Raw genomic sequence first — 12,679 nt, 5'->3', positions numbered from 1 at the left:
CCTAGCCGTTAAGCACCTTGCCGACGGCGGTGGCGAAGCGGCGCATGCCCTCTTCGATATCGGCCGGTTCGATAATCAGTGACGGCGCAAAACGCATCACGTCGGTGCCGGCAACCAGCACCATCACGCCCTCAGCGGCGGCGGCATTCAGTATGTCGCGTGACTTCCCGGCATGCTGAGGTTTAAGCGCGGCGCCAATCAGCAACCCCTTGCCGCGAATGTCACTGAACAAGTCATACTTCGCATCAATGGCCTGCAGCGCTGTGACAAAGTGCTCACGCCGCATATCGACACCCGCCAGCACGTCCGGCGTATTGATAATATCCAGCGCCGTTTCAGCGATGGCGCAGGCCAGCGGATTGCCGCCATACGTGGTCCCATGCACGCCTGGTGCCATGGTCGAGGCGATCTCGTTAGTGGTCAGCATGGCGCTGACCGGGAAACCGCCGCCCAGCGCTTTGGCTGAGGTCAGAATATCGGGCTGGACGCCATAATGCTCATAGGCGAACAGTTTGCCGCTGCGTCCCATGCCACTCTGCACTTCATCCAGCACCAGCAGCGCCTGATGCTGATCGCAAAGCTCGCGCAGTCCCTGCATAAATTCCTGCGTCGCGGGCACTACGCCGCCTTCGCCCTGAATCGGTTCAACCACGATGGCGCAGGTGTGGTCGTCGATTACCGCTTTCACTGCATCAAGGTCATTAAACGGCACGTGGACGATATCCGCCGGTTTCGGCCCGAACCCGTCGGAATATTTTGGCTGTCCGCCGACCGTAACGGTAAACAGCGTCCGGCCATGAAAGGCGTTATGGAAGGCGATGATTTTACTTTTAAACGGGCTGTGACGTTTGCAGGCGTAGTAGCGCGCCAGCTTAAACGCGGCTTCGTTGGCTTCGGCACCGGAGTTGGCAAAGAAGACGCGATCGGCAAAGGTCGCCTGGATTAACTTACTGGCAAGGCGCAGCGCCGGTTCGTTGGTGAAGACGTTGCTGGTGTGCCACAGCGTCTCGCCCTGGCTTTTCAGCGTCTCCACCAGCGCAGGATGGCAGTGTCCAAGTGCGGTGACGGCGATACCACCCGAGAAATCGATATACTCTTTGCCCTGCTGATCCCATACACGGCTGCCCTTGCCTTTTACCGGCACGAACTGCGCAGGTGCATAAACAGGCAAAATAACGTTATCGAACGTCTCCCGCGTGACCGCAATTTTTTCCGCTGCCATTGATGACCCCATTTAAATGATTATTGTGCAAACATGAAATAATAATCACAAAATATGCATAAAAAATCACTCAAAGGCAACTTATTGCTCAAGGAAATTGCGCAGCAGCAGATGTCCCTGCTCGCTGAGAATGCTCTCGGGATGGAACTGTACGCCTTCCAGCGCCAGAGTTTTGTGGCGGAATCCCATAATTTCGTCAGGCTCGCCGTCACGCATCGTCCAGGCCGTCACCTCGAACGCCTCGGGCAGAGTATCGCGCTGCACAATCAGCGAGTGATAGCGGGTCACGGTAAGGGGATTATTGAGATTGCGAAACACGCCCTGGCCGGTGTGCTGAATGGCAGAGGTTTTGCCGTGCATCACCTGACGCGCACGTACCACCTGCGCGCCATACGCCTGCGCAATCGCCTGATGGCCCAGGCAGACGCCCAGCACCGGCAGCTGTCCGGCGAAGTGCCGGATTGCCGCCAGCGAGATGCCTGATTCCGACGGCGTGCAGGGGCCAGGCGAGATGACCAGATGGGTCAGTGGCAGCGCCGCCATCTGCTCCAGCGTGATGGCATCATTGCGCACCACCTGAACCTGCGCGCCCAGCTCGCAGAAATATTGATAGAGATTCCAGGTAAAGGAGTCGTAATTGTCGATAAGCAGCAGCATGACGTGTCCAGAATGATAAACCGCGCCGCTATTCTACGCGGTCAGGCCGCCTCACTCACCACTTTCGCAAAGACCTGCTCCAGCGGGACCAAATCTCCGGCTACACCGGCCTGATTCGCCGCTTTCCAGCTTTCAGCATCCGTCTCTTCCCAGTTCAGCAGATATCCGGCATGCAGTGCAAGCTGTTCAAAGAAAATCCGCTGCGCCCGACCATTTCCGTGGCGGAAAGGATGCAGCATATTGATTTCGCAATAGTAGTGAGCGAGGCGCTGAATAAATTCGTCACGCGGCAAATCAGCTAACCCCTTCTCTTCTTCCAGCGCGGCCATCAGGGCATTGCCTTCCTTTTCGATATATTCGAAATGACAGAACGGCGTCTCATCACGCCAGATATCAATGGTGCGCAGTTCCCCCGCCCAGCTGTAGACATCCTGGAACAGCGTGCGATGGATCTGGCGCAGGTAAGGCAGCCCGGGATTACGCGGGCCCAGCTCCAGCGTAGCGGCGCGTGCCGCACTAAAGCTCAGCTCTGCCTTGCGCAGCTGCGCAGCGTCATGAATATCGGGCAGGTTTTTCAGCACGTTGTCGTGCTGCCACAGGTAGGGATCCTGGCTGACGGCGGTATTAGAGTCCATATTGCCTCCTCAGTGACGCCAGACGTGCGGCTGCATCATCGCTGTTAACACTGGTTTCATTTGGCATGAAACCTTCCAGCCGACAGCTGGCCTGATAGCTGGCGCTACGTCGCTGTTGCCACAGGGTGACCTTCTGTTTTTCGGTGAGTTTGTTCGCCATGCCGCCTCCTGCTCAGGTTTTTGCCCTAAGTATAAGAGCAATTTCTGGCTTTGCCGGAGGCGACAGACGGTCGCCATCCGCAGATGGCGACGAAAAGCGTTAAGGCAGGACTTTAGCGGAGAGGATAACTACCGGTTTGGACGGAACATTCTGGTAAGGACCCACATCTTTGGTCGGAACCTGAGAAATTTTTTCAACCACATCCTGACCTTTCACAATCTTGCCAAATACGGCATAGCCAAAATCGCGCTGTCCGTGGTCGAGGAAGGCATTATCCGCGACGTTGAGGAAGAACTGGCTGGTCGCACTGTCTTTATCGGCGGTACGCGCCATAGAGATGGTGCCGCGCAGGTTACGCAGGCCATTGTCCGCTTCGTTTTTAATTGGCGCGTTGGTCTGCTTCTGCTGCATGTCTGTGGTGAAGCCCCCACCCTGCACCATAAAGCCCGGGATCACGCGGTGAAAAATGGTGTTGTTGTAAAAACCATTGTTGACGTAATCAACGAAGTTTTTCACAGAAACCGGCGCTTTTTGGTTATTCAGTTCGAGTTCAATATTGCCGGCGGAGGTGGTGAGCAGAACGTGGGTGTCACCTTTTGCGGCCAGCGCCTGGGCGGAAACGGAAGAGAGCGCTAACAGGGTGATGGCCGCTGTTAAAGTACGTTTAAACATGAAAGATTCCTTACCTGGGAGAGCGGGCACAAAAACGTGATTGATTGTAAAGAGACTCTATTCCATGAGCCAGCGTTTTACCTATATTTACGCTGTTGCAGCAAAAGGTCTGAGCAAACGTTAAACACCCGCAATTGCGTGATTAAAATCACACAATACATGAAATATGGATCTGTAGTTTCACTGCTTGTTTATTAAGATCACAGTTCCGTTTACACTTTCTGACACTTTTTGCCACCCGGTTCTCAACAGGTTCAGAACATGACAAACCGTAATCGTATTGGCCTCACCTGGATAAGCTTCTTCTCCTATGCACTGACCGGCGCGCTGGTGATCGTTACCGGCATGGTAATGGGCGATATCGCAAAAGATTTCCAGATCCCCATCTCCAGCATGAGTAATACCTTCACCTTCCTCAACAGCGGCATTTTAGCTGCGGTCTTCCTGAACGCCTGGCTGATGGTCATTGTGCCGCTGAAGCGCCAGCTTATTTTCGGCTTCGTCCTGATGGTGCTGGCGATAATCGGATTGATGACCAGCCGCGATCTCACTGTCTTCTCGCTCTGCATGTTTGTACTGGGTGTGGTGAGCGGCATTACCATGTCGATCGGCACCTTCCTGATTACCCACATGTATGAAGGTCGTCAGCGTGGTTCACGCCTGCTGTTCACCGACTCCTTCTTCAGCATGGCGGGCACACTGTTTCCGGTGCTGGCAGGGATTCTGCTGGCGCGTCAGTTGCCGTGGTACTGGGTCTACGTCTGCATCGGCTTTATCTACGTCGCCATCTTCATCATGACGCTGTTTGTTGAGTTCCCGGTGCTGCGTAAGCCTGAAAACAGCCCGACGGTTGAGAAAGAAAAATGGGGTGTGGGCGTGCTGCTGCTGGCAGTGGCGGCACTCTGCTACATTCTGGGCCAGCTCGGCTTTATCTCCTGGGTGCCGGAATATGCCACCAAAGTCATGGGCATGAACATCAATGACGCAGGACAACTGGTGGGCAGCTTCTGGACGGCGTATATGGTGGGTATGTGGGCCTTCAGCTTCCTGCTGCGTTTCTTCGATCTGCAACGCATTCTGATGGTGCTGGCAGGCCTGGCGACCGTGCTGATGTACTGGTTCGTCAGCAGCAGCGATGCTGGCATGCTGAAGTGGATCATCATGATTCTTGGTTTCAGCTCAAGTGCTATCTACACCACCATTATCACTCTGGGTTCACTACAGACCAAAGTGGCTTCACCGAAGCTGGTGAACTTCATCCTGACCTGCGGCACCGTCGGCACCATGCTGACCTTTGTGGTCACGGCACCTATCGTTGAGAAAAGTGGTGTGCATACCGCACTGGCGACGGCTAACGCGCTCTACGCCGTGGTGTTTGTAATGTGTGCCCTGCTCGGCTTTGTCAGCCGTCATCGTACTCACGGTCACGTCACGCATTAATCCTTCAGAGCGGCGAGTCATCGCCGCTCTGCTTTCTACCGCCGGAAGTCGATGCGCTCCCGTTCCCGCCAGTAAATCTCGCTTTCTGCGGGCTTTGTCTCTGCCACCACGACACCACGACGCAATGAATAGCGCACCGGCACCTGCCTTCTGACCGCATCAAAACCGCTTTCCGCTGGCAGAATGATCAGGCTGGCCTCGTTGCCGCTCTGAATGCCATAACCTGACAGCTGCATCGTCTTCGCGCTGTTATGCGTAATCAAATCCAGACCCGCATCAATCTGCTCATAGCCCATCAGCTGACAGACATGTAATCCCATATGCAACACCTGGAGCATATTGGCGGTGCCCAGCGGATACCAGGGATCAAACACATCGTCGTGGCCGAAGCAGACGTTAATCTCTGCCTCCAGCATCTCTTTTACGCGCGTTATCCCGCGCCGCTTAGGATAGGTGTCAAAGCGACCCTGCAGATGAATATTGACCAGCGGATTGGCAACAAAGTTAATGCCCGACAGTTTAAGCAGCCGGAACAGCCGTGAGGCGTACGCGCCATTGTAAGAGTGCATTGCGGTGGTATGACTGGCCGTCACACGTGCGCCGTTGCCATCGCGATGTGCCAGCGCCGCCACGGTTTCCACAAAACGCGACTGTTCATCATCAATCTCATCGCAGTGAACATCGATCAGCCGGTCGTAGCGGTTAGCCAGCGCAAAGGTTTTATGCAGCGACTCGACGCCATATTCGCGGGTGAATTCGTAGTGCGGAATGGCGCCGACCACATCCGCGCCCAGCCGTAACGCCTCCTCCAGCAATGCTTCGCCGTTGGGATAAGAGAGAATGCCCTCCTGAGGAAACGCGACAATCTGAAGGGTGACCCATGGGGCCATCTCCGCTTTCAGCTCCAGCATCGCTTTCAGCGCCGTCAGTGACGGATCGGACACGTCAACGTGAGTGCGGACAAACTGGATACCGTTGGCGATCTGCCACTTCAGCGTCTGCAACGCCCGCTGTTTAACATCTTCGTGGCTGAGCAGCGCCTTGCGTTCGGCCCAGCGCTCAATGCCTTCAAACAGCGTCCCGGACTGATTCCATGCCGGTTCACCCGCCGTCTGGGTGGTATCCAGATGAATATGAGGCTCAATAAAGGGCGCGCAGGCTATGCCGCCCTCACCGTCCAGTGATTGATCCGCGGGTGAAGGCTGCTGCGACTGAGCTGAAATGCGGGCAATTTTTCCGTCGGCGATTTCGATTTGCCACAATCCTTCCCGCCAGGGTAAACGCACGTTATTGATCCACTTGGGTGACAACATGGCTGATTCCTTATCCGGTTAACCTGAGTGGTTAAAACTAGCACGATTCATACCACGCACGGCAATGCAGGATATTCAGCAGGTTAGCCTCACCAGATAAACTTAATTAAAATCAAAAACATACCTCTTAATAGGTATATAGGACCGTGGTTGATGTATATCAATAAGCGTCAGAAATGGCGCGCTATTGTAGCCGCAGATATCGCAAATTTGAGGCAAAAATGAGCAAGCACAATGTCGTCGTTATTGGTAACGGCATGGTCGGCCAGCCGGAGAGGTGACCAGTCCCAGCCTGATGATCATCGGCAGCGTGGTGAGTCTGCGTGAAAGCCTGCGCTGGTTTTAAATCCTGCAAATAAAAACGGCGGGCACAAAGCCCGCCGCGTTGTTTGTCTGCTCAGCCATTATGGCATCGCGACAAAGCCTACCGCCTGATAAACCTTCTTCAGCGTTTCCTGCGCCTGTGCGCGTGCTTTGGCCGCGCCATCACGCATTACCTGCTCCAGCAGGGCTTCATCGTTGCGGAAGCGATGATAACGCTCCTGAAGCTCAGAGAGCATGCCCGACACAGCATCGGCTACCGCGCCTTTCAGATGACCATACATTTTGCCTTCGAACTCCTGCTCCAGCTCAGCAATGGTTTTACCGGTCACGCCTGACAGAATATCCAGCAGGTTAGACACGCCCGCTTTCTCTTTGATGTCGTAGCGCACCACTGGCGGCTCTTCAGAATCAGTCACAGCGCGTTTGATCTTCTTCACGACCGCTTTCGGATCTTCCAGCAGGCCGATAACGTTATTACGGTTATCGTCGGACTTGGACATTTTTTTGGTCGGTTCCAGCAGAGACATGACGCGTGCACCCGATTTCGGAATGAACGGCTCTGGCACTCTGAATATGTCGCCATAGATCGCATTGAAGCGATGTGCGATATCGCGGCTCAGCTCCAGATGCTGCTTCTGATCTTCGCCCACCGGCACCTGATTGGTCTGATAAAGCAGAATGTCCGCCGCCATCAGCACCGGATAATCGAACAGACCAGCGTTGATGTTCTCTTCGTAACGCGCTGATTTATCTTTGAACTGCGTCATGCGGCTCAGTTCACCGAAGTAGGCGTAGCAGTTCAGGATCCAGCTCAGCTGCGTGTGTTCTGGCACATGCGACTGAACAAAGATGGTGCTTTTTTCCGGGTCGATACCACAGGCCAGATAAAGCGCCAGCGTGTCCAGCGTCGCTTTGCGCAGTGCTGCAGGATCCTGACGCACGGTGATTGCGTGCAGATCAACGATGCAGTAAATACAGTGGAAATCATCCTGCATCTGCACCCACTGACGCAGCGCTCCCATATAGTTGCCAATGGTCAGTTCGCCGGACGGCTGTGCGCCGCTGAAAACGATGGGTTTCATACTTAAGTCCTGATATTTACAGCCCCAGAGCGGGCAAAAGTTCGTCGAAAGAGTCGAGGGTTAAATCGGGCTGGCTGGTCGCAATCGGCTCGCCATAATTATAACCAAAGGTCATACCCACATTCGGTACGCCTGCCGCCTGCGCCGCCTGAATATCATTGCGAGAGTCGCCAACAAACAGCAACTCATTCTGCAATACGCCGAAGGTGCCCAGCACCATAAAGATCGCTGCAGGGTGCGGTTTTTTAACCGGCACATCGTCGCCACCAATAATCAGCGAAAACGCATCGGCAATGCCCAGCGATTCCAGTAACGGTGCCACAAACGGCGTCGGCTTGTTCGTCACAATCGCCATCGGCAATCCGGAAGCCTTTAATGCCTCCAGCGTCTGTTTTACCTGTGGAAACAGCGTGCTACCCGCCTCTACCGTATCGGCGTAGTGCCGGTCAAACAACGCCCGCGCATCACGCTGCTCTTCAGGCTGCGGTTCGCGACCCAGCGCGAAGGTCAGCGCGCGGGCCATCATGATATCGGCACCGTTGCCGATCCAGGTGGAGACCCGCTCAAGGCCCGCCTGCGGCAGGCGGAGATCGCTCAGCGTGCGGTCGATCGCATCAGCAAGACCTGGCGCGCTATCCACCAGCGTGCCATCGAGATCAAACGCCAGCGCACGAATCTCAGTGAAATGAGCCATTGGCTTTCTCCAGTTCATTGCGCATGTCGTCGATCACTTTTTTATAGTCAGGATGACCGAAGATGGCAGAACCGGCGACAAACATGTCAGCACCGGCAGCCGCTATCTCGCGGATATTGTCGATCTTCACGCCGCCATCCACTTCAAGGCGAATGTTGTAACCGCTCTGATCGATACGTCTGCGCGCTTCACGCAGTTTATCCAGGGTGCCGGGAATAAATGACTGACCGCCAAAACCAGGGTTCACTGACATCAGCAGAATGATATCCAGCTTATCCATGACGTAATCCAGATAGCTAAGCGGGGTCGCCGGGTTAAACACCAGACCTGCTTTACAGCCATGCTCTTTAATCAATTGCAGGGTGCGGTCAACATGTTCGCTGGCTTCGGGATGAAAGGTGATGTAAGTGGCGCCGGCTTTGGCGAACTCAGGGATCAGCGCATCTACCGGCTTCACCATCAGATGCACATCGATGGGAGCGGTGATGCCATAGTCCCGCAGTGCTTTTAGCACCATCGGACCCATGGTCAGATTAGGGACGTAGTGGTTATCCATCACGTCGAAGTGCACCACGTCACCTCCGGCCGCCAGCGCTTTGGCTGTGTCTTCGCCCAGACGGGCAAAGTCCGCCGAAAGGATTGAAGGGGCCAGCAAATATTGTTTCATCCGATTCTCCCACTGTTGTGCGCCAGCCCGGAGGCTGGCGTGATGCGTTGGTCGCGGACGAAACAGACTAGCGATAAAGTGCCAGCAGTTCGTCGACCTTGGTGCGACCCGTTATGCTTCGGCTGATAGAACGCCGGGCTTTGACCACATGTAACACTGCATCCTGATACCACAAACGCGTCAGTGCAGTGTCGTGGTTAGAAATCAGAACCGGAATACGGTTCTCCGACGAAGCGAGCTGTGCCGCTAACGCCGCCAGATTCTCCTGCTCGCGAAGACTGAAGCTGTTGGTGTGATAAGCCGTGAAATTAGCCGTTGCCGACAGCGGGGCATAAGGCGGATCGCAATAGACCACAGAGCCCTTGCCAGCATTGGTCAGCGTAACATCGTACGATTCACAGACAAACGTCGCTTTTTGCGCGCGCTCGGCAAACCATAACAGTTCTGCTTCCGGAAAGTAGGGTTTGCGATAGCGGCCAAACGGCACGTTGAACTCACCACGCAGGTTATAGCGACAGAGGCCGTTGTAACAGTGACGGTTCAGATAGAGGAACAGCAGCGCGCGCTGGTAGGCGTCGGTGCTGGTGTTGAATTCGGTGCGCCGCTGGTAATAACAGATCTCGTTGTTACCTTCCGGCGTAAACAGCAGCTGCGCGTCACGAATGAAATCCGCCGTGCGCGTTTTAACAATGTTGTAGAGATTAATCAGGTCACTGTTGATATCTGCAAGATGGTAGCGATCAAACTCCGTGTTCAGAAACACTGAACCTGCACCCACAAAGGGCTCGACCAGACAGTCGCCTTGCGGCAGGTAACGATGGATCTCTTCTACTAAGGGAAATTTTCCCCCTGCCCATTTCAGGAAAGCGCGATTTTTTTTCATGCTGTCGTGGTTATTACATCTTATTGTGAGGCTGTGGCTTTACCGACAGCAGATCTGCGCTTAAAACGGGGCCAGAACATGGCCCCACATCCGCTATTGGCTGGCTTCTTTCTTCACCTGGCTAACGGGTTTTACCCATGGGTTTTTTGCACGTACTTCCGCAGGCAGCGACGCGACAGCGCGTTTGGCATCCGCCGGTGTGGCATAAGATCCACTCACCAGCACATACCACGGCTGACCGTTACGGGTGGTTTTGTAGACGTGATACCCGCTCAGATTCTGTTGTTTAGCCCAGGCATTCAGGCTTTCCGCCTTCGATGCACCGCTCAGCTGCAGCGTATAGCTGCCGCCTGGCACGGATTTGCTGGCTGAACTGCTGCCGGTGGACGCAGTGGCCGGAGCAGAACTGGCTGGGGAATGCGCTGACGTGGTATGCGTTTTGCTGTCACGGGTTGCAGGTTTCGACGCCGTTTTATGCGATGAATCATGCGCCGGACGTGCAGAAGCACTGGATTTGTTGGGCGTCTGACGTGAAGGTGCGGCGACAGGATTGGCTGCCGTTCCTGCATTACCGCTGACCGTCGCGGGCGCCGTCGGCAGTGAACTGCCACCCTGCGTTCCCATCGCAGCGTTATCGACCTGCTGCTGCTGATTCGTCAGCGCGCTGTTCAGATCGCCTGGCAGCGTGACGCGCTGCTGATTTGCTGGCGCGTCAACCGGCGCGGCCTGGGTAGGCGTTGACGCCACAGGCGGCATGGAAACGTCACGCTGAGGAGCAGAGGCACCCTCACCGCTGGTCGATGCGTTATTTGCGTCAGCCGCTGGCGTGGTTTGACCTGACGGAGGAGTCTGCCCGGCTGACATGGAAGAGGAGCCGCCCAGATCGATATTCTTCTCGCTACCGGAACCGCCACTGGCGGCAGGAGTCGTGCCCGCAGTCGCTGGCTTTTTCTCATCCGGGCCATTCAGCGCTGAACCAATACCCAGTACCAGTAACAGCAGAACCAGAATCCCGACACCCATCATGATGCGCTGGCGCGACGCCGGTACTTTGGCTGCGGCAGACGGCTTACGCGGGCGCGAGGGACGGCGGTCGCTGGCGTCAGGTTTTAACTCGTCTTCCGGTTTAAACTCATCCATTTTGCCTCCTCCGTAAAGCGGCATTCCGCACTGCGCACCCTGCGCGCCGCGTCACCACTCAACTGCTTAATCTCAGGGTTGCTGACAATCATTAATCGCAGCCAGCACCATATCATGTGCCACGCCACCACGCACTTCAGAGCGACCAATCGACAGCGGGAGTATCAGCCGCAGTTCGCCCGCCAGAACTTTTTTATCGCGCATCATGTGCGGCAGATACATCTCCGCACTCATCGCCTGCGGCCCATGCACCGGTAAACCGGCACGGCGGAACAGCGCAATAATGCGGTCGGTCTCCTGCGCCTGGAACTGCCCCATACGTTCAGCCGTTCGTGCTGCCATCACCATGCCTGCCGCAATGGCTTCACCATGCAGCCAGTTGCCATAGCCCATATGTGCTTCAATCGCATGACCAAAAGTATGGCCCAGATTAAGCAACGCCCGCTGACCGTTTTCACGCTCATCGGCCGAAACAACCTCGGCTTTCAGCTCACAGCAGCGACGAATGCAGTACGCCAGCGCCTGTTCATCCAGCGCCAGCAGAGCATCAAGATTCTGCTCCAGCCACTCAAAAAATATCCCGTCGAGAATGATGCCGTACTTAATGACTTCCGCCAGACCCGACGCCAGTTCGCGCGCGGGCAGTGTCTTCAGACAGGCCGTATCAATCACCACCGACGCGGGTTGATAAAACGCGCCGATCATGTTTTTGCCCAGCGGATGGTTAACGGCCGTTTTACCGCCAACCGAAGAATCAACCTGCGACAGTAAGGTGGTCGGTACCTGAATAAAGCGTACGCCACGCTGATAACTGGCCGCAGCAAAACCGGTAAGATCGCCAATGACGCCACCGCCTAAGGCGATAAGCGTCGTATCACGACCGTGCGGTTTTTGCAGAAGTGCGGTAAAAACCTGATCCATTACGGCCAGCGTCTTGTATTGCTCGCCGTCGGGTAAGATCACCTGATCCACTTTTACACCAGCCGCCTTCAGCAGCGCTGTAAGCGGGTCAAGATAAAGCGGAGCCAGCGTCTGGTTTGTCACCACCATGGCGTTTTCGCCCGCGCGTAGCGGCCAAAAAGAAGCCGGATCGTTAAACAGTCCGGCGGCGATAGTGATGGGGTAACTGCGTTCCCCTAGTGAGACGGTGATCTTCTCCATGATGCTCGATACCTGTTAAAGAGCCTTCGAACGTTGGATCAACTTTTTTCCAACATGTGGATAATCTGATTCGCCACCACTTTCGCACTCTGATCATCTGTGCGAATGGTTACATCGGCGATCTCTTCGTAGAGCGGGTTACGTTCGCCAGCCAGCGCTTCGAGCACTTCACGCGGCGGTGAATCCACCTGCAGCAACGGACGTTTTTTGTCACGTTGGGTGCGCGCCAGTTGCTTCTCGATGGTGGTTTCAAGATAAACCACAACACCGCGAGCGGAGAGCCGATTACGCGTTTCCCGGGATTTGACGGAACCCCCGCCTGTCGCCAGGACGATGCCTTGCTTCTCGGTCAGTTCGTTGATGATTTTTTCTTCGCGATCGCGAAAGCCAGCTTCGCCTTCGACATCAAAAACCCAGCCCACATCCGCTCCGGTGCGTCGCTCAATTTCCTGATCGGAATCGAAGAACTCCATGTTGAGTTGCTGAGCCAACTGACGGCCAATAGTGCTTTTGCCGGCACCCATCGGCCCAACCAGAAAGATATTGCGTTTCTCTGCCATTTTGTCGGTATTACTAAGAATTCGTTAATGATACCCCGCGTTCAGCATTCGCTGGCGGGACAGGAACTG

General features: G+C 55.3%; 14 protein-coding genes. 1 reads left to right on the top strand and 13 read right to left on the bottom strand.

All coding sequences use genetic code 11. The annotated features are described in order from the left end of the window. Position 1 precedes the first annotated feature (1 nt). From IAI47_RS01955 to ppiA, 5 genes are all read right to left on the bottom strand, one after another. Positions 2-1,222: an aspartate aminotransferase family protein gene (locus IAI47_RS01955; protein ID WP_003852959.1), complete on the bottom strand. Its 1,221-nt coding sequence runs from the start codon at positions 1,220-1,222 to the stop codon at positions 2-4. A gap of 81 nt (positions 1,223-1,303) precedes the next feature. Continuing rightward, positions 1,304-1,879: an aminodeoxychorismate/anthranilate synthase component II gene (locus tag IAI47_RS01950; protein ID WP_008926263.1), complete on the bottom strand. Its 576-nt coding sequence runs from the start codon at positions 1,877-1,879 to the stop codon at positions 1,304-1,306. Positions 1,880-1,920: 41 nt separating this feature from the next. Then, complete coding sequence (locus IAI47_RS01945; protein WP_003852963.1) at positions 1,921-2,514, bottom strand: putative adenosine monophosphate-protein transferase Fic; 594 nt, start codon at positions 2,512-2,514, stop codon at positions 1,921-1,923. After that, entirely contained in the window at positions 2,504-2,674 is a 171-nt protein-coding gene (locus IAI47_RS01940) for a YhfG family protein (protein WP_003852968.1), read from the bottom strand. The genes IAI47_RS01945 and IAI47_RS01940 overlap by 11 nt, the downstream gene beginning before the upstream one ends. 99 nt (positions 2,675-2,773) lie before the next feature. Next, positions 2,774-3,346: a peptidylprolyl isomerase A gene (gene ppiA / locus IAI47_RS01935; RefSeq protein WP_003852970.1), complete on the bottom strand. Its 573-nt coding sequence runs from the start codon at positions 3,344-3,346 to the stop codon at positions 2,774-2,776. 261 nt (positions 3,347-3,607) lie between these two features. On the opposite strand from ppiA, the gene tsgA reads away from it, so the two are divergent. After that, complete coding sequence (tsgA, locus tag IAI47_RS01930; RefSeq protein WP_003852972.1) at positions 3,608-4,786, top strand: MFS transporter TsgA; 1,179 nt, start codon at positions 3,608-3,610, stop codon at positions 4,784-4,786. A gap of 35 nt (positions 4,787-4,821) precedes the next feature. Here the strand turns inward: tsgA and IAI47_RS01925 are convergent, their stop codons facing one another. The 8 genes from IAI47_RS01925 to aroK form a co-directional block, all read right to left on the bottom strand. Further along, positions 4,822-6,099 (bottom strand): cytosine deaminase, encoded by a 1,278-nt coding sequence (locus IAI47_RS01925; RefSeq protein ID WP_008926264.1) that lies wholly within the window; start codon positions 6,097-6,099, stop codon positions 4,822-4,824. 404 nt (positions 6,100-6,503) lie between these two features. Further along, positions 6,504-7,505 (bottom strand): tryptophan--tRNA ligase, encoded by a 1,002-nt coding sequence (gene trpS, locus IAI47_RS01920; RefSeq protein WP_003852975.1) that lies wholly within the window; start codon positions 7,503-7,505, stop codon positions 6,504-6,506. A 16-nt stretch (positions 7,506-7,521) separates the two neighbouring features. Then, complete coding sequence (locus tag IAI47_RS01915) at positions 7,522-8,199, bottom strand: phosphoglycolate phosphatase (RefSeq protein WP_008926265.1); 678 nt, start codon at positions 8,197-8,199, stop codon at positions 7,522-7,524. Next, positions 8,183-8,866: a ribulose-phosphate 3-epimerase gene (rpe, locus tag IAI47_RS01910; RefSeq protein WP_003852981.1), complete on the bottom strand. Its 684-nt coding sequence runs from the start codon at positions 8,864-8,866 to the stop codon at positions 8,183-8,185. Before rpe ends, IAI47_RS01915 begins: the two co-directional genes overlap by 17 nt. A gap of 67 nt (positions 8,867-8,933) precedes the next feature. Next, on the bottom strand, positions 8,934-9,749 hold the full coding sequence (gene dam, locus IAI47_RS01905) for an adenine-specific DNA-methyltransferase (RefSeq protein ID WP_003852984.1): 816 nt from the start codon (positions 9,747-9,749) through the stop codon (positions 8,934-8,936). A 93-nt stretch (positions 9,750-9,842) separates the two neighbouring features. Then, positions 9,843-10,889 (bottom strand): SPOR domain-containing protein, encoded by a 1,047-nt coding sequence (locus IAI47_RS01900; RefSeq protein ID WP_003852986.1) that lies wholly within the window; start codon positions 10,887-10,889, stop codon positions 9,843-9,845. A 72-nt stretch (positions 10,890-10,961) separates the two neighbouring features. After that, entirely contained in the window at positions 10,962-12,050 is a 1,089-nt protein-coding gene (aroB, locus tag IAI47_RS01895; protein ID WP_003852987.1) for a 3-dehydroquinate synthase, read from the bottom strand. 38 nt (positions 12,051-12,088) lie between these two features. Continuing rightward, on the bottom strand, positions 12,089-12,610 hold the full coding sequence (aroK, locus tag IAI47_RS01890; RefSeq protein ID WP_003852989.1) for a shikimate kinase AroK: 522 nt from the start codon (positions 12,608-12,610) through the stop codon (positions 12,089-12,091). Between the last annotated feature and the right edge of the window lie 69 nt (positions 12,611-12,679).

Source organism: Pantoea sp. MT58 (assembly GCF_014495885.1).
Classification (GTDB): Bacteria; Pseudomonadota; Gammaproteobacteria; order Enterobacterales; family Enterobacteriaceae; genus Pantoea; species Pantoea eucalypti.
The sequence above is the reverse complement of the archived record's forward strand: the minus strand, read 5'-3'. Positions and strand labels throughout refer to the sequence as shown.

What these genes read in the sequence shown, in the direction of transcription:
- IAI47_RS01955 (WP_003852959.1), bottom strand. Translation starts at nt 1,222, where the DNA reads ATGGCAGCGGAAAAAATTGCGGTCACGCGGGAGACGTTCGATAACGTT.
- IAI47_RS01950 (WP_008926263.1), bottom strand. Translation starts at nt 1,879, where the DNA reads ATGCTGCTGCTTATCGACAATTACGACTCCTTTACCTGGAATCTCTAT.
- IAI47_RS01945 (WP_003852963.1), bottom strand. Translation starts at nt 2,514, where the DNA reads ATGGACTCTAATACCGCCGTCAGCCAGGATCCCTACCTGTGGCAGCAC.
- IAI47_RS01940 (WP_003852968.1), bottom strand. Translation starts at nt 2,674, where the DNA reads ATGGCGAACAAACTCACCGAAAAACAGAAGGTCACCCTGTGGCAACAG.
- ppiA (WP_003852970.1), bottom strand. Translation starts at nt 3,346, where the DNA reads ATGTTTAAACGTACTTTAACAGCGGCCATCACCCTGTTAGCGCTCTCT.
- tsgA (WP_003852972.1), top strand. Translation starts at nt 3,608, where the DNA reads ATGACAAACCGTAATCGTATTGGCCTCACCTGGATAAGCTTCTTCTCC.
- IAI47_RS01925 (WP_008926264.1), bottom strand. Translation starts at nt 6,099, where the DNA reads ATGTTGTCACCCAAGTGGATCAATAACGTGCGTTTACCCTGGCGGGAA.
- trpS (WP_003852975.1), bottom strand. Translation starts at nt 7,505, where the DNA reads ATGAAACCCATCGTTTTCAGCGGCGCACAGCCGTCCGGCGAACTGACC.
- IAI47_RS01915 (WP_008926265.1), bottom strand. Translation starts at nt 8,199, where the DNA reads ATGGCTCATTTCACTGAGATTCGTGCGCTGGCGTTTGATCTCGATGGC.
- rpe (WP_003852981.1), bottom strand. Translation starts at nt 8,866, where the DNA reads ATGAAACAATATTTGCTGGCCCCTTCAATCCTTTCGGCGGACTTTGCC.
- dam (WP_003852984.1), bottom strand. Translation starts at nt 9,749, where the DNA reads ATGAAAAAAAATCGCGCTTTCCTGAAATGGGCAGGGGGAAAATTTCCC.
- IAI47_RS01900 (WP_003852986.1), bottom strand. Translation starts at nt 10,889, where the DNA reads ATGGATGAGTTTAAACCGGAAGACGAGTTAAAACCTGACGCCAGCGAC.
- aroB (WP_003852987.1), bottom strand. Translation starts at nt 12,050, where the DNA reads ATGGAGAAGATCACCGTCTCACTAGGGGAACGCAGTTACCCCATCACT.
- aroK (WP_003852989.1), bottom strand. Translation starts at nt 12,610, where the DNA reads ATGGCAGAGAAACGCAATATCTTTCTGGTTGGGCCGATGGGTGCCGGC.